Source organism: Nonomuraea sp. IBHARD001 (assembly GCF_056106265.1).
The window spans coordinates 7,384,056-7,400,040 of record NZ_JBWBBW010000002.1; the positions used below are offsets into that span (position 1 = coordinate 7,384,056).

Consider the following 15,985-nt stretch of genomic DNA (forward strand, 5'->3'; position numbering starts at 1 on the left):
CAAACACAACAAGGTCCTTGTGCGTGATTCGAAAGCCCGCATAGCGTGGCGGCTGACATGGTGGCATTCCGGGTTCTCGGGCCGGTCGAGGCGTACTCCAACGACGATGCCCTCGACCTAGGCGGGTTGCGGCAGCGCGCCGTGCTCGCTCGCTTACTCGTTGCCAGAGGTCAGGTCGTCCCCGTCGACACCCTGCTGTACGACCTGTGGGACGACGACACGGCCAAGGGCGCGCAGTCCGGCCTTCAGGTCTACATCTCGCGCCTTCGCCGCGTGCTGGAGCCGGGCAGGCCGCGCGGCGGGCCCAACAGGCTGCTGGTGACCGTCGCCTCCGGCTACGCGCTGCGCGTGGCGCCGGACCAGGTCGACGCCCTGCGCTTCGAACAGTTGGTCAGGGCCGCGGGCGAGCACCTCGAAGGCGACGATCCGCAGTCGGCACGCGCCCGCCTGGAGAAGGCGCTGGGCCTGTGGCGCGGCACGCCGTACTCCGACTTCGCCGACCAGCCGTGGGCCGAGGCCGAGGTCAACAGGCTGGCCGAGATGCGCCTGGTGGCGCGCGAACGGCATGCCGACACCGGGCTGCGGCTCGGGCTGCCCGCCGAGACCGTGCCCGACCTGGAGGCGCTGACCGGCGAGCACCCCCTGCGTGAGGAGGGCTGGCGGCTGCTGGCACTCGGCCTGTACCGCTGCGGCAGGCAGGGCGACGCGCTCGCCGCGCTGCGCCGGGCCCGCAACATGCTGGCCGACGAGCTCGGCATCGATCCGGGACCGGCGCTGCGCAAGCTGGAGTCCGACATCCTGGCGCAGGACTCCGGGCTCGAACTCGCCGCCGCCCCACGCCCCTCGCGTCCGGCGCCGATCGGCGACACCTGGCCGCCCAGGCCCGCGACGCCCATCGAGCCGCCGCCGCTCGAACCCGAGCCGTTCGTCGGGCGCGACGCCGAGCTCGCCAAGCTGACCTCGGCGGGCGCCCGCACCGGCCGCTTCACCGTCGCCATCGTCAGCGGCGCCGCCGGAGCGGGCAAGACCACCCTGCTTCGCCAGCTCGAAGGCAGGCTGGCCGCCGACGGCTGGACCACCTCCTCCGGCGCGTGTCCCGACTCCAGCGCCACCCCGCCCGGCTGGGCCTGGGTCGAACTGCTGCGCACGCTGGTCGGCGTCACCGGCCCCGGAGAGTACGGCCAGCTGCTGGCCCCGCTGCTCGACGACGCCGACCCCGATCCCGACGACGACGAGGCGTCGGGCGGCTTCCGCCTGCACCGGGCCGTCGGCGGCTACCTGGCGGGCGTGGCGCGCAGGGCTCCCGTCCTGCTCACCCTCGAAGACCTGCACTGGGCCGACGACCAGACGCTCGCCCTGCTGCGGGCGCTGCCGAGCCTGCTGGCCACCAGCAGGGTCCTGCTCGTCGTCACCTGCCGTGACAGCGAGCTCGACGACAGGCAGGCCGACGTGCTGGCCGCCTTCGCCAGGCTCGGGCCGGTCAGGGTGGGCCTGTCCGGGCTCGACCCCAAGGCGGTGGCCGAGCTGGTTAGGGCGACCTGCGTGCGCGAGGTCGACGAGGAGGCGGTCAACTCCATCGCCGAACGCACGGGCGGCAACCCGTTCTTCGTACGCGAGACCGTCAGGCTGCTCGACGCCGAGGCCCAGAGCGACCGGGCGACCGCGCAGGAGGTGCTGTCCGGCGTCCCTTCGGGTGTGCGTGACGTGCTGCGCAGGCGTATCTCCCGGTTGCCCGCCCAGGCCCAGCAGATCCTGCTGCAGGCGGCGGTGATCGGCCGCGACGTCGACGTCGACGTGCTGGTCGAGGTGGCGGGCGACGAGGACGCCGTGGTCGACGCGGTCGAGGCCGCGCTGCTGGCCGGACTGGTCACCGAGCCGGGCCCGGGGCTGCTGCGCTTCGACCACGACCTGGTCAGGGACACCGTCTACTCCGACGCCTCCAGACTTCGCCGTACCCGGCTGCATGCGGCGGTGGCGGCGGTCATCGAGCGGCACAGCGCGGCCGACGTCGCGGCGCTGGCCCACCACTACGACGCGGCGGGCACGGCCGAGACCGCGGCCAAGGCCGTGCACTACGCCGGGCTCGCGGCCGAGCAGGCCGAGCGCAGGTTCGCCCATCGCGAGGCGGCCACGCTGTGGGAGCAGGCGATCACCGCGTTCGACCGCACGGGTGGCGACGTGCGCGAACGCCTTCAGCTCACGCTGCGCCTGATCAAGGCGCTCGCGCTGTGCGGCGACATGACGGCCGCCAGGCTGCGCAGGCGTGAGGCCATGGACGCGGCCCTGCCGCTGGGCGACCTGGCGCTGACCGCACGCGTCGCGGCCTCGCTCGCCGTACCCCACAAGGGCATGGCACGTGACTTCACGCGCACCGCGTGGGAGATCGTGGACGTGACCGAGCAGGCGCTGATCGAGCTGCCCGAGAGCGAGAGGTCGCTGCGGGCCAGCCTGCTGGCGACGCTCGCCCTCGAACTCGAGGGCTCGTCGGCGCCCGAGCGCGGGCGTCAGGCCTCGCTGGAGGCGCTGGAGCTGGCCAGGCAGAGCGGCGACCCGACGCTGCTCGCCCTCGCGCTGAGCGGGCAGCTGCGTCAGTCCTACGACATCCCGACCGTCGACACGCGCGAGAGCATCGGCCGCGAGCTGCTGGAGGTGGCGCAGCGCTCGGGGCAGATGGCCGTGCAGGCGCTGGCCCACCTGGTGCTGCTGGAGTGCGCGGCGGCCAGGGGCGAGTTCGCCACCGCCGACAGGCACGCGGGCGCGGCCGAGCGGCTGGCCAAGCAGTACGACATGCCCGCGCCCGCCGCGGTCGTGGCCTGGCACGCCGGGCAGCGGCTGATGATCGCGGGCGACTACCACGGCGCCGAGCGCGGCTACCGCGAGGCGGCCAGGCTGACCGCGCGGGCCGGGATGCTGGAGGGCCGCCAGGACCTGCCGCTGATCACGACGTTCTGCCTGCACCTGGTGGACGGCAGGGCGGCCGGGATGGTCGAGCCGCTGGGCGAGGCGCACCAGCGCGGCGCCAAGTGGACGATCGACGCCTACGCGCTGGCCCTGGCCTCGGCCGGGCATCCGCGTGACGCCAAGGCGGTGGCGGCGGCCAGGCCTCCGGTGCGGCCCGACTTCCTGTACGAGCTGGCGATGACCTGGCGGGCCCTGGCCGGGATGCTGCTCGACGACCGGGAGCGGATGGTGGAGTCCTACGACACGCTCAAGCCGTTCTCCGACCGCATCGCCGGGGCCGGGACCGGCGTGGTGGCGTTGTGGCCGGTCGCGCTTACGCTCGGCGACCTCGCGGTCAGGCTCGGCCAGGCCGACGCCGCCCGTGATCACTACGAGAAGGCGCTGACGGTGGCCGAGCGGGTCGGGGTGCCGCGCTGGGTCGAGGCGGCGCGCCGGTCGGTGTCGGCCGCCCTGTAGAGCCGGAGCGCGGCCTTTTCAGCAGCGCACGCGGCCGTCTCAGCAGGTCACGCGGAAGTCTCAGCAGCGCACGCGGAAGTCTCAGCAGCTCACGCGGAAGCGGGTGCTCTTGATGGTCTTGGCGGTGCCCGCGGTGAGTTCGACGCGGTACCAGCCGGGGTTGTCGACGACGCGGGCCTCCCAGGAGACCGTCATGCGCTCGCCCGCGAACCCGGACTGCCCGGCCGCGTAGGTCTTCCAGGCGCCGGAGGCGGTGCTCCAGCGCACCAGCTTCCAGCCGTACAGCAGGGTCTGCTCGGGCGCCGGGTTGATCAGCACGCTCTGGGCCAGGTACGTCTTGTCGCACGTGGCGCCCGTCTGCCGTGCGGCGACGGTGACCGCGCCGACGGCGGCCGGCTGCTGCTGCTCGATCTCGGTGGTCACGGCCTTCGCGCTGAGCGTGACCGTCTGGGCGCCGGACGCGGCCGAGGTGGCCTTGTCGTGCGCGGAGAAGCCGACGTAGGCGCCCGTGAAGGCGAGCGCGGCGATGAGTAGCTTGGCCGCGCTGGCTGTTCCGCTGGCCAGGACCGGGGCGACTGTGCTGCGCTGCTTCATGGTCAACACTCCTTCTGTTCTCACCCCTAGGTTGGGCCACCGTGCTTGATCTCGACTTGCCGTCGGCTTGCAGCCGCTTTCGGGCGCGCGGCCCTACGGTTGGAACGGTGTGTGGTGCGCGCTCCCCGGATGAAATAAGGTAAGCCTGACCTAATGTTCGTTTGGGGCGGTGATGTCCTGCTATGCGACACTTTGTGATCGCGCATCTGGCTGTCCCCGCACCGGACAGCTCCTCCTGGCTCGGCCTGCCGTACTGGCTGGTCGGTGTGATCCTGACCGTCGCGCTGTTCGGGGCGTTCCAGGTGTACTACTGGGTCGGGTTCAAGCTCGGCGAGAAGCTCTACGACTCCAAGTTCGGCAAGAAGCTGCCGCGTGAGCGGATCGCGCAGGTCGAGCGGATCGTCGAGAAGTGGGGGGCGCTGGCCGTATACGGGTGCTTCTGGGTGCCCGTGCTGCGGCACACGCTGCCCTGGGTGGCGGGCGTGCTGCGCGTCTCCTATCCCTGGTACGTCGTCGCCAGCCTGCTGGGCTGTCTCACCTGGGCGCCTCTGGTGTGGTTCGGGCTGTATGCGGCGTTGCGCGGCTGGCTGGAACTCGCGGCGCGTTCGCCGCTCGTGGCGGGAGTCGTCGGGGTTGTCGTGATCGCGGGTGTGGCGTGGTTCGTCACGTGGCGCAGGCGCAGGCGCAAGAGCGCGCAGGAGGCCCTCGCCGCCTGACGAGGGCCTCGGCTCCGGATGGCGTCAGACGGCCGCGGCCTCAAGGGCGGAGTCGTCGATCACGGCTTCGGCCGCGTACCTGCGCACGGACTCGACGCCGTTCACACAGGCCGCCTTGGTCGTGTAGCCCTCGCTGACCGCGATGGTCTGGCCGTTGCCTGCGACCAGCTTGAAGCGGAATTCGCCTCGTCTGTCCTTTGTGATGACAAACTTACCTGCCATGTGGATCCCCCCCGGAATGCGACTTGTAACGATCATTTACCCCGGTCAGTACGTTGTTTTCCCGTCATAGGGTCAAGTTCCGCATATCAACGGTTGATCACCTGTCACCATTGGTGGCATGAATACCGGTGGTATCAGCAGTCTCTCGCGCCTGGTCACAGGCCTTCTGCTGGGCGTGCTCGCCCTGCTCGTGTCCGCTTCGCCCGCTCTGGCCGCGCCGGTCGACGCGTCGCGTACGGTGTCACGGCCTACGGTCGCCGCCCAGATCGGGTACCTGCTCGACACCACCACGGGCACCGTGCTCGTCGAGAAGCGCTCCACCCGCCGGGTGCCGGTCGCCAGCCTCGTCAAGACCATGACCGCCTATGTCGTGCTGAACGAGGGCAGGCTCGGCGACGTCGTGACGATCACCGGGGCCGATGTCAGGCATGCCGTCGCCAACGGCGCGACCAGCGCCAACCTCACCAAGGGCGAGCGGCTCACCGTCAGGGACCTGCTGTACGGCCTCATGCTCCCCTCCGGCGCCGACGCCGCCCGCGCCCTGGCCAGGACGTACGGCCCCGGCCTCGACGCCTTCGTCGCCAAGATGAACGCCGCCGCCCGGCGCCTCGGCCTGACCGACACCCGCTACACCAACGCCGACGGCCTGCCCAAGCCCGCCAAGGGCGGCTACTCCACCGCCGTCGACCAGGCCGCACTCGCCACCGTCTCCCTACGCGACCCCGTCTTCCGTCAGATCGTCGCCACCACGACGTACAAGGTGCGCAAGAACGCCGTCCACAAGGCGCACACCTGGCGCAACAGCAACAAGCTGCTGACCCGCACCGACGGCGTGCTCGGCGTCAAGACCGGCTACACCAACGCCGCCGGCTACTGCCTGCTGTTCGCCGCCGAACGCCAGGGCCACCAGCTCGTCGGCGTCCTCCTCAACGACACCGCCGAACGCCGCTTCACCACCGCCGAATCCCTCCTCGACCACGCCTCTGCCCAACTGCTTTCCTAACGCACGGCCGCCCCCCGCATCAGCCCGTGGCAGGCGATGGCCGCCGCTGCGACGACGTTGAGGGAGTCGACGCCCGAGGCCATGGCGGTGGGGCTCATCGGGATGCAGACGGGGGTGTCGGCCATGCGGAGCCAGCGGGAGGAGAGGCCGTCGCCTTCGGAGCCGAGCAGGAGGGCCACGCGCGAGGTGAGGGGGACCTCGTCCAGGGGGGTGGCGTGCTGGTCGGGAGTGAGGGCGAGGGTCTGGTAGCCCTCGGCGCGGATGTGGTCGATGCCGTCGTACCAGTTGGTCATACGGGCGTACGGGACGCTGAAGACGGCGCCCATCGAGACCTTCACCGAACGGCGGTACAGCGGATCGGCGCAGCGCGGCGAGAGGATGACGCCGTCGACGCCGAGTGCGGCGGCGCAGCGGAAGATGGCGCCGACGTTGCCGTGGTCGACGAGGTCCTCGAGGATCAGCACCCGGCGGGAGCCCGAGCCGGACAGCAGGTCGGCGACCGAGGGCAGGGCGAAGCGCTCCATCGAGGCGAGTGCGCCCCGGTGCACCTGGAAGCCCGCGACTCCCGTCATCACCTCGTCGTCGACCAGGTACACCGTCACGCCGTCGAGCACGTCGGCCAGCGAGTCGGCCCACTTGCGCGTGGTCAGCACCGAACGGACGCGGTGCCCGGCGCCGATGGCCCGGCGGATCACCTTCTCGCCCTCGGCGACGAACAGGCCGCGCTCGGCCTCCATGCTCTTGCGCAGGTCGACGTCACGCAGGTCGAGGTAGTCGGCCAGGCGGGGATCGGCGGGATCGGTGAGGTGTTCGAGCACCCGAGCATCCTGCCACGAGCATCCGGGGATCCTGCCACGAGCGGGCGAGCACGGGCTCCCTCAGGCACGCGCGGCGACGACGGCACGCCGTACCCGCCACAGCAGGGCGTAGCCGGTCAGCACCAGCACCAGGCCGACCAGCGTGCCCGCCCCCACCTTGGTGACGACCGAGGCCAGACCGAGACGGGCGATCGGCGGATCGACGAACCGCCATGCCCACGCCCCGGCCAGCGCACCGGCCACGGCGCAGGCGAGTACGGCGTGCCTGACCCGCGTGCCGATGCGCAGCTCGACGGGCACGGGCGAGTCGGGCAGCCGGGACAGCCCACGCCAGGCCCACCACACGACCAGGACCAGCCCCACGACCGACGAGCCGTACTGCAGGAGCCTGAACACCGGGATCACGCCGAACGCGTCGGCGTTCAGCCATGCCCAGCCCCACACCTGCAGGCTGTAGGAGTGGGTGAAGGAGTCCCACACCACGTGTGTGGCCGCCCCGACGACCGCGCCGAGCACGATCGGCACCACGCGCACCGACGGCCGCAGCGAGGCGGCCCGCCCGGCGAGCGAGGGCGGCAGCAGGGCGATCAGCGGTTCGCGCAGCAGCCAGTGGAATGCGGCGAGCACCACCAGCACCATGACCAGGTCGACGGTCAGCACGCCGGTGGGCGAATGGGTGTCGCCGTACTCGGGCGCGAACGGCAGGAAGATCGGCAGATCGGGCACCATCGTGCCGAGCGCCAGCGCCCACGGATCGAGCCACCGCCTGGCCTTCGGTGACGAGATGAGCGGAAGCACAGCCGCGACATGGCTGGGCGTGAACGGCACCGAACGCCTCCCTGGGTACGGACTCCCGCACCCTACCCACCGATCTCCGCGATCTGGCGTCCCAGGCGTTTCTTGCACGATCTTTACACATCTTCGGCGGCGTCACGTTGCGTGCTGGGTAAGGTACGGAACGCTGTCTGCGGCCGGAGTCGAGGGAACACGGAGGTCACGGTGTCTGACCAGCGCGTTCACTCGCATCCGGCCGCGTCAGCCGCCTGGTTGCGCGATGCCGGGCGGGCCAGGGCGCTGTCGGTGGCCACGCTCGTGTGGCTCGGCGCGGAGAGCTCGCTCGGCCTGCTGGCCGGGCTGAGCGCGCATTCGGTGGCGTTGATCGGCTGGGGGCTCTCGGCCATGGTCGAGGCGCTGGCGAGCCTGATCGTCGTCTGGCGGTTCACCGGGGCCAGGACGTTGTCGGCCCATGCGGAGGCGCGGGCGCAGCGGGCGGTCGCGATCAGTTTCTGGCTGCTCGCCCCCTATCTGGTCCTGCACGTGCTGCACGACCTGGACGTGGGGCATCGGCCGCAGGCCTCGGTGCTCGGCATCGTGATCACCTCGATCAGCCTGGTCAGCATGCCGGTGCTCGGACTGGTCAAGCGCCGGCTGGGTGAGCGGCTCGGCTCCGCTGCCACGGCGGGCGAGGGCACGCAGAACCTGCTGTGCGCGGCGATGGCGGGCGGTGTGCTGCTGGGGTTGTGGCTCACCACGTTCGGCTGGTGGTGGGTCGATCCGGTGATCGCGGTGGCACTGGCCGTGCTCGCCGTACGTGAGGGATGGCGGGCCTGGCGGGGCCATGGGTGCTGTCACTGAGCTGCGATCGGATACCGACCAATAGTAATCGCAGCACCAAAACAGTGGTTTTGCCGCACCAAGTCCACCGAGTATCGTTCCGTATTCACTACGGACTTAACGTCTCGACACCGAAGAGGACATCGTGGGGCGACATCGTACTGACGACCTCGATGACGGATACCGGACCCCACGTCGCCGTAGCCGTGGCGGGCGGGGCAAGGTCCTGGTGCCTCTCGCGGGCGCGGTCGCGCTGACCGTGTTGCTGGGTGTCGCGGCGTACGTCATCTTCACCAAGGAGCGCGGTTGCGGCGCCGAGAGCATCGCGCTCAAGGTCGTCGCCGCCCCTGACATCCATCCCGCGCTCGACCAGATCGCCACCACGTTCAACAAGGCCGGACACCGGGTCGGCGAGGCGTGCGTCGCCGTCGAGGTCGGCAAGGAGTCCCCGGCGAAGGTCGCACTCGGGCTCGGCAGCGGCAAGGCGCCGGGCGACGTGTGGATCGCCGACTCCAGCCTGCTGGTGGCGAGGGTACGCGCCTCGGGCAAGGGCGCGGCGCTTCCCGCGCCGACCGGCTCGGTGGCGCAGTCGCCGATCGTGCTGGTGGCGGCCAAGAGCGCGGCGGCGGGACTGGCCAAGAGCCTGCAGCCGAGCTGGGAAGGCCTGATCAGCGCCGCGAACGTGGCCAACCCCGACGGTCCGGGACGCAAGATCCGCGTGCTCGCGCTCGATCCGCAGAAGAACTCGGCGGGGCTCGGCGCGCTGCTGGCCGCGGCGGGAGCCGCCGAAGGCGCGGGGCTCGGCGAGGATCAGCTCGTCGGCGCGCTCAAGCAGCTGTCCGGCTCGATCGTCGCCGACCCGGCCGCGCTGCTGAGCAGCCTGGGCGTCAGGTCGGGCGGCAAGGTGCCGGTCGGCGTGGCCTCCGAGCAGAACGTGTTCGCCCACAACGCCAGGAAGGGCGAGGCGCCCGTCGTCCCGCTGTACCCGGTCGAGGGCACGCTGAGCCTCGACTTCCCCCTCGTGGTGACGAGCGGCGACCCGGCCAAGGTGCGGGCCGCGCAGGAGTTCAGGAAGGCGCTCGGCGGCGAGGCGGCCAAGAAGGTGCTGCGCGAGCGCGGCTTCCGCACGCCCGACGGCAAGGGCGGCGCGGCGCTGGCCGAGGGCGACGGCTTCCAGTCCGACGCGCCCGGCGCCCTGGCCGCGCCCGATCCCAAGACGGTGGCCAGGATGGCCCAGTCGTGGTCCCGGCTCAATCTGGGCACCAGGCTGCTCGCCCTGCTCGACATCTCGGGCACGATGGCCTATCCCGTACCCGGCACCGGCATGGACCGCATGGGCGCGATCTCGAAGATCGCCGGAGAGGGCATGGGGCTGTTCCCGGCGAATGCGGAGATCGGCGTGTGGGAGTTCTCCACGAACCTGGACGGAGCAGGCAAGGACTGGCGCGAGACCGTCTCGGTCGGCCCGCTCAGCGAGACCGTGGACGGCGTGCTCCGCAAGCAGCAGCTGGCCCAGAAGCTCGCCACCCTGCGCGCCAAGCCGACGGGCGACACCGGACTCAACGACACGATCAAGGCCGCCTACACCCGGATGAAGGAGGAGTACCAGCGCGACAAGATCAACACGATCCTCGTCCTCACCGACGGCGCCGGGAACGACGACCCCGAAGGCGGCGTCGGCAACCAGGAGATCCTGACCTTCCTGAAGAAGGAGTACGACCCGGAGAAGCCGGTCAACATCCTGCTCATCGCCTTCGGCCCCGACGCCCCGCGCGGCAAGCGCCAGATGGACGCCCTCGCCAAGGCCACCGGCGGCGAGGCCTACATCGCCAAGGACGTCCTGCAGGTCCGCGACTTCTTCCTCCAGGCCATGAAGCGCCGCCTCTGCAGCCCCCACTGCGACGGCTGACCCCTTCCGCCCCAGTACGGCAGGCCACACCACGCTCCCCCGTGGTCACCCGCCCGGCCTCCACCGCCCGACGCCCCTCAAGCCGACTTCGCCCCCCGCCGCCACGTCGCACGTGCCCCTGGAAAGGGCTGTCAAACCCCACCCGTCACACCCTCACCAAAGATCACTCCTCGCCCCTCCAATAGCCTCGTTTTCCCAGCTCATGCCCACTTGGTATGGCCGGGACCGCACGGGTCAACCTCTCCGGGCAAGGCGGCGTCCCACTCCCCGTGGGGCCTGTCTGAACGTGTGAAGTCCTGCGGGGAGGAAGATCAGTGCCCGGATGGCCGACAGTCGACCGTGCCGACGACCACCGACTGGTGGAGGCGTTGCGCCGAGGCGAGAGCGACGCGCCCGCCTTCCTCTACGACGCCTACGCCGAGCGGCTCCACGACTACGCCTACTCCATCGTCGGCGACAGGGACACCGCCTCCGAGGCCGTGCACGACGCCCTGGTCACCGCGCACGGGTGCGTCGACCGGCTCAAGGAGAGCCCTCGGCTGCGGGCCTGGCTCTACGCGCTGACCAGGTTCCAGAGCATCGCCAAGGCGTCGGCGCGCGGCGAGACGCCCGCTCGTGGCGGCGCGGCCGTACTGGACGATCCCGAGGACCCGGAGCTCGCCGCGCTGGTGCGTGACGCGCTGGGCGAGCTGAGCCGTAACGAGCGCGAGGTGCTGGAGCTGTCGTCGCGGCACGGCCTGACGCCCGCCGAGGTGGGCGCCGTGCTCGGGCTGACCTCGCGGCAGGCGGCCTCCCGGCTGGCCAGGGCGCGCGACCATCTGGAGAACTCCGCCGCGGCCGTGGTGCTGGCCAGGACCGGCAGGGCGCACTGTCCCGACCTGTCGGCCATGGTGGACTCCTGGGAGGGGCCGCTCACGCCGCTGCTGCGCCGTCGCCTGTCGGGGCACATCAGCGGGTGCGAGGTGTGCACCGAGGGACGGCATCGGCAGGTGTCGGCCGGGCGGCTGCTGGACATGGTGCCCGTGGTGTTCCCGCCCATCTCGCTGCGGCGGCGTGTCGCCGACACGTGCGGCAACCCCGAGCGCGACCGCTCGCGCACGCTCATCACCGAACGCGGCGACAGCTTCGACCGGACCGGCTTCCCGGTCGTCGTCGAGCGCCGTTCCCGCCGTCGGCGCAGGAGGCTGGCCCCGGTCGTGACGGTGGCCGCGTGCGTGCTCGCCGCGACGGGCGCGATGGTCGTCATCAGCGGGCAGAGCGTCGGCACCACGGCCTTGCGGGTCGTGCCCGCCGCTTCGGGGCCCGTGGTCTTCAGCCCCGAGCCGTCGCCGCAGACCGATCCCGAACTCGACCCCGAGATCGACCTGGAGTCCGCGCCCGAGCCGACCGCGCCCGGCGAGGAGCTCGACAACCCCTCGACGCTGCCCCCGGCCCCGCGCGCGGTCGTGCCGACCAGCAGGCCCGCGCCCACCCGTACCCGTCCGGCGCCGCAGCCGACGAGCTCGCGCCGCCCGCCCGCGGTGCCCGGCGCCCGGCTGGCCGTGAGCTGCCCCGGCGCCATCGAGGGCGCCTCGACGGTACGGCTGACGGCGAGGAACGCGGCTGTGACCTGGAGCGCCACCACCTCCCAGGACCTCGGCGTCTCGCCGTCGGGCGGCACCATCAAGGCCGGGGCCTCGGCCCAGATCTGGGTCACCGTGCACGACCCGGGCACGGCGGGCGCCGGAACCGTGGTCTTCCGTTCCAACGGCGGCGCCCAGAGCTGCACGATCACCTGGTTCGGCCAGGACCCGCACCCCACCGAGCCGTCGGACCCGACGCCCACGCCCACCGACACGCCGAGCGCGTCCACCACCGTCGAAGTCGCGACGCAGAGCACCGCCTGAGCCCCGGGCCGCCCCTGAGCCGCCCGAGAAAAGACTCCACCGCCACCTTGACTCTCCGCAACTCATGAGTGACGTTGCGTAGACAGACATGAGGCGGCACCGCTGGAGGAGCAACATGGGGCTTCGGTTCATCGGCATCGATCCCGCGACACCCGGAGGAAACTGTCCTGCCGTGTGGGTGGACGAGCGCGACGGCTCGCTCGTCATACAAGGGTCGGAGATCGTGGATCCGGCCGACCGGGAGGACTGCGCGGCGGACAGCCCGCTTCTCGCGCACGAGCGAATCATCAAACTGCCCGGCAGGATGAAACACATCGTGGTGGAAGCGCTGAAGGCCCTTGACCGCGATCACGCCGTGGGCGCCGAAGGGCGACATTCGGCGATGCGTGAGAATACCCCCTGACCGTCACCGCGCACACCAGTTGACCCTCTGATTCACCGCGGCGGCCGGCGGAACTCATTCGCCGGCCCGCCCGCATTCCGAAGCAGCGATTCTCCTCCCGGTTTCCTCGTTTCCTCACCAGACCAGGAAGACCATGCCCACTCCATCCTCAAGCGCGCAGCTCGCCCGTCAGGCGCTGGCCGATCGGCTGCGTGAGATCCTGCGTGACTCGGGCCTGACCGCACGGGCGCTCGCGGCGAAGGTCGGCTGGCAGGAGACGAAGTGCTCCCGGCTCATCAACGCGCGTACCCCGCCGAGCGAGCAGGACATCCGGCTGTGGTGCTGGGCCTGCGGCGCCGAGGAGCAGATCCCCGACCTGCTCGCCCAGGCGCACGCGGCGGGCTCGCTGTGGCTCGACTGGCGGCGCATGGAGAAGTCGGGCCTGCTGCAGGCGCAGAAGTCGGTGCGCAGCCTTTACGACGCCACGCGCCTTTTCCGTTTCTACTCCTCGGTCATGATTCCCGGCCCGATCCAGACCGCGCCCTATCTCACCGCGATTCTCTCCGCGATCAGGGACAGGCGCGGCCTGATCGACGACGTGGCCGCCGCGGTCGCCGAAAGGGTGGACCGCCAGCGCATCGTGCACGAGGGCGATCACCGTTTCGCCATTCTTCTGGAGGAGAACGCGCTGCGGCACCGCCTCGGCGGAAAGGACGTCATGGCCGGGCAGCTCAGGCATCTGCTCGACGTGGCCTCACTGCCTTCGATGTCGCTCGGCGTCATTCCGATGAACGCCGACCGCTCGGTCATGTGGCCGGTGGAGATGTTCTTCGTCTTCGACGAGATCCAGGTGAACGTGGAGCTGATCTCCGGCTTCCTCACCATCACCGACCCGAGGGAGATCGCGATGTACGTCAAGGGTTTCTCCGCCCTGGCCGACAACGCCGTGTACGGCCGGGCCGCCCGCGACCTCATTCTCGGCGCCATCAGAGCACTGGACTGAAGCACCCCGGTAGAAGTCCGTAGAAGTTCGTAGAGGCGTTGGAACGATCTCTCCTAACGTCGAGGCATGCCTCCGTCTCCCGCCACGCCAGGCCTGTCCGCCCAAGCCGCGGAGGACCTGGACCGCGAACTGCAGGAGGTCCAGCGCCTGCTCGCCACCCGGGGTGTGCGCTGCCTGCGGGTGACCCGCATCGTGCTGCGCGTGGGAGCCGGGCCCAACTGGAAGCCGGGCGTCGCCGAGTACCACCCGCCCGAGCTCCTCGTGTTCGACCAGGGCCGCCGCACCGCCCACGTCACGGTCGACGGAGACGCCTTCGCCGTGGAGCAGGCCGACACCGTCACCCGCGAGCACACCCCCACCGACGCCGCCCGGCGCATCACCGCGACCGATCCCCGCCGAAGGCCACACCCTTCCGCCCCCTGAACCCACGCCGGCCCTCCTTCCGACCTCCTGGCCCACGCTGGTCGTCGCTTGGGGATCTCGTTACCCCTCGTGCGGTGAGTGAATTGCCCCACACCGTCGCAGGGCCCCGCCGAGCGTTCCCCCTTGCCTGCATAGCCGCTGGTCACAGTACATACGGCTGCGAAACGCCCCGCCTCAAGACATTGCCAAGTCGAGACACGACAAGTGGCGCATCATGGTGCAAACTAGGACCAATGGGACCCCCGATGTCCCACCTGGGACCACCATCAGGCATCCTGGTGGGCTTGAAGTCGTCTTCAAGCAAAGAGTCTTGACATCGTGTTGAATAGCACGATGGATTGCCTCGCCCATGCGGTAAACCGGGGGCACCGGCCAGACGTCGGCATTGACGTTCCCGCAGGGGGGTTGGTCACATGAGGATGAGATCAACCATGCCTTTACCAGCCAGGAGCAGGAGTCACGGACATGCTGAAGCACCGCAGGGCGCTCACATGGGTGCTCGGCCTGGCCTGCGTCGCGGGAGCCATCGTGGCGCTGGCCGACATCCAGACGCCGCTGCGGCCGCTGCTGATCTCCCTGTTCCTTCTCGTGGTCCCGGGCGCCGCGGTCGTCGGACTGTTGCGTGATCGTGACCCGCTTGCCGCACTATCAGTAGGTGCCGCGGCAAGTCTCGTCCTGAACGTTCTCCTGGCCCAGGCCATGCTGCTGTTCGGCGCCTGGTCCCCTCGTGCGGGCGTGGCCACCGTCGCCGTGCTCGGAGCGTTCATGTACGTCCTGCGGATTCTGTATCGGGGGAACAAGAGCATGCAGACCGAACAGGGGGCCGGATCAAGGTGAACATCACCGTCGTCCGCCCCGGTGAACTCGGCGCGTCGGAAGTCGAGCGCTGGCGTGAGTTACAGAAAACGTCTCCTTCCCTGGACAACCCCTTCCTCTCGGTGGAGTTCGCCCTGGCGATGGACCGGCTGCGCGACTACGTGCGGGTGGCCGTGATCACCGACGGCGGCCAGGTCGTGGGCTTCTTCCCCTACGAGCGGCACAGCTTCGGCATCGGCAAGCCGCTCGGTGGTTTCCTGACGACCTGCCACGGCCTGATCTCGGGACCCGATCTCCAGGTGGACGTACGCGCCCTGCTTCGCGCCTGCAAGCTGAGCGTGTTCGACTTCGACCACATGGTGGCGGGCCAGCCGACGTTCGCGCCCTACGAGACGGACGTACGACCGGCCGCGGTGATGGACTTCACCGAGGGGTTCGACGGCTGGATCGCACAGGTGCGGGCCAACTCCCCCAAGAACCTCAAGACGGTGCGCTACAAGGAGCGCAAGCTCGGCCGCGAGCACGGCGGACTGCGTTTCACGTGGGCCTCCGACGACGTCGGCGAGCTGCGTACCCTGCTGCGCTGGAAGAGCGACCAGTATCGGAGGACAGGCCGGGTCGACAGGTTCGCCCAGCCGTGGATCGTCGAGCTGATCGACCAGATGCATGCGCAGAGGTCGGACGACTTCTCGGGAGTCCTGACCATGGTCTACGCCGGTGACGTGCCGGTGGCCGGGCATTTCGGTCTGCGCACGGCGACGACTCTGGTCGGCTGGTTCCCCGCCTACGACACCGAGTTCGCCCGCTACTCGCCCGGCATCGTGCACCACCTGCAGATGGCCGAGCACGCGGCGGCTGCCGGATTACAGCAGGTCGACATGGGCAAGGGCGGCAGGGAGTACAAGGACTGGCTCAAGAGCGGAGCTCTGCTGGTCTCCGAAGGGCGCATCTCGCGACCTTCGGCCACTGCCGCCGTGCACTGGATCGGCCGGACCCCTTTCAACAAAGCGCGAACAATCGTCACCGATCGACCGTCTCTTTATAGGGTGGCCGATCGAGTGCTCAAGGGTTTCGGCCGGGTGCGGACGTCTTTGCACTCCCAGTCACCTAACGCAACCGTCAAGGAACCCTCGGGAGCGCGTTGAGCGCCCCCACCCCCGCACACCCTCACCCCACAGGACC

The 15,985-nt window shown here is 70.4% G+C and carries 15 protein-coding genes; 11 read left to right on the plus strand and 4 right to left on the minus strand.

The features are described 5' to 3' along the window. The first annotated feature begins 57 nt into the window (after nucleotides 1–57). Entirely contained in the window at nucleotides 58–3,417 is a 3,360-nt protein-coding gene (locus ACTWNK_RS35175; protein WP_474309228.1) for a BTAD domain-containing putative transcriptional regulator, read from the plus strand. Nucleotides 3,418–3,498: 81 nt separating this feature from the next. Here the strand turns inward: ACTWNK_RS35175 and ACTWNK_RS35180 are convergent, their stop codons facing one another. Beyond that, on the minus strand, nucleotides 3,499–4,011 hold the full coding sequence (locus ACTWNK_RS35180) for a hypothetical protein (protein WP_474309229.1): 513 nt from the start codon (nucleotides 4,009–4,011) through the stop codon (nucleotides 3,499–3,501). Nucleotides 4,012–4,193: 182 nt separating this feature from the next. Between ACTWNK_RS35180 and ACTWNK_RS35185 the strand changes: the two genes are divergently transcribed. Further along, nucleotides 4,194–4,727 carry a DedA family protein gene (locus tag ACTWNK_RS35185; RefSeq protein WP_474309230.1) on the plus strand — a complete coding sequence of 178 codons (534 nt, stop codon included), beginning with the start codon at nucleotides 4,194–4,196 and terminating at the stop codon, nucleotides 4,725–4,727. A gap of 24 nt (nucleotides 4,728–4,751) precedes the next feature. Here ACTWNK_RS35185 and ACTWNK_RS35190 read toward each other — a convergent pair whose 3' ends face one another. Further along, the gene (locus tag ACTWNK_RS35190; RefSeq protein WP_474309231.1) at nucleotides 4,752–4,949 is read right to left on the minus strand and encodes a YegP family protein; all 198 of its coding nucleotides are present in this window, start codon (nucleotides 4,947–4,949) and stop codon (nucleotides 4,752–4,754) included. 118 nt (nucleotides 4,950–5,067) lie between these two features. Between ACTWNK_RS35190 and ACTWNK_RS35195 the strand changes: the two genes are divergently transcribed. Next, on the plus strand, nucleotides 5,068–5,952 hold the full coding sequence (locus tag ACTWNK_RS35195) for a D-alanyl-D-alanine carboxypeptidase family protein (protein WP_474309232.1): 885 nt from the start codon (nucleotides 5,068–5,070) through the stop codon (nucleotides 5,950–5,952). Here ACTWNK_RS35195 and ACTWNK_RS35200 read toward each other — a convergent pair. Both ACTWNK_RS35200 and ACTWNK_RS35205 read right to left on the minus strand, forming a co-directional pair. Then, complete coding sequence (locus tag ACTWNK_RS35200) at nucleotides 5,949–6,770, minus strand: TrmH family RNA methyltransferase (protein ID WP_474309233.1); 822 nt, start codon at nucleotides 6,768–6,770, stop codon at nucleotides 5,949–5,951. The two genes, ACTWNK_RS35195 and ACTWNK_RS35200, sit on opposite strands and share 4 nt — an antisense overlap. A gap of 60 nt (nucleotides 6,771–6,830) precedes the next feature. Continuing rightward, nucleotides 6,831–7,598: a DUF4184 family protein gene (locus ACTWNK_RS35205; RefSeq protein WP_474309234.1), complete on the minus strand. Its 768-nt coding sequence runs from the start codon at nucleotides 7,596–7,598 to the stop codon at nucleotides 6,831–6,833. 171 nt (nucleotides 7,599–7,769) lie between these two features. Here ACTWNK_RS35205 and ACTWNK_RS35210 point away from each other — a divergent pair, with 171 nt between their 5' ends. From ACTWNK_RS35210 to ACTWNK_RS35245, 8 genes are all read left to right on the plus strand, one after another. After that, complete coding sequence (locus ACTWNK_RS35210; RefSeq protein ID WP_474309235.1) at nucleotides 7,770–8,405, plus strand: cation diffusion facilitator family transporter; 636 nt, start codon at nucleotides 7,770–7,772, stop codon at nucleotides 8,403–8,405. Nucleotides 8,406–8,613: 208 nt separating this feature from the next. Next, the gene (locus tag ACTWNK_RS35215) at nucleotides 8,614–10,293 is read left to right on the plus strand and encodes a substrate-binding domain-containing protein (RefSeq protein WP_474309236.1); all 1,680 of its coding nucleotides are present in this window, start codon (nucleotides 8,614–8,616) and stop codon (nucleotides 10,291–10,293) included. Nucleotides 10,294–10,607: 314 nt separating this feature from the next. After that, entirely contained in the window at nucleotides 10,608–12,179 is a 1,572-nt protein-coding gene (locus tag ACTWNK_RS35220) for a sigma-70 family RNA polymerase sigma factor (protein ID WP_474309237.1), read from the plus strand. Between the two features lie 115 nt (nucleotides 12,180–12,294). Continuing rightward, the gene (locus tag ACTWNK_RS35225; protein WP_474309238.1) at nucleotides 12,295–12,582 is read left to right on the plus strand and encodes a hypothetical protein; all 288 of its coding nucleotides are present in this window, start codon (nucleotides 12,295–12,297) and stop codon (nucleotides 12,580–12,582) included. A gap of 133 nt (nucleotides 12,583–12,715) precedes the next feature. Then, complete coding sequence (locus tag ACTWNK_RS35230) at nucleotides 12,716–13,564, plus strand: helix-turn-helix domain-containing protein (RefSeq protein WP_474309239.1); 849 nt, start codon at nucleotides 12,716–12,718, stop codon at nucleotides 13,562–13,564. A gap of 66 nt (nucleotides 13,565–13,630) precedes the next feature. Next, entirely contained in the window at nucleotides 13,631–13,987 is a 357-nt protein-coding gene (locus tag ACTWNK_RS35235) for a hypothetical protein (RefSeq protein ID WP_474309240.1), read from the plus strand. A 465-nt stretch (nucleotides 13,988–14,452) separates the two neighbouring features. Continuing rightward, the gene (locus ACTWNK_RS35240) at nucleotides 14,453–14,824 is read left to right on the plus strand and encodes a hypothetical protein (protein WP_474309241.1); all 372 of its coding nucleotides are present in this window, start codon (nucleotides 14,453–14,455) and stop codon (nucleotides 14,822–14,824) included. After that, nucleotides 14,821–15,948 (plus strand): GNAT family N-acetyltransferase, encoded by a 1,128-nt coding sequence (locus tag ACTWNK_RS35245; RefSeq protein ID WP_474309242.1) that lies wholly within the window; start codon nucleotides 14,821–14,823, stop codon nucleotides 15,946–15,948. Before ACTWNK_RS35240 ends, ACTWNK_RS35245 begins: the two co-directional genes overlap by 4 nt. The last annotated feature ends 37 nt before the right edge of the window (nucleotides 15,949–15,985 follow it).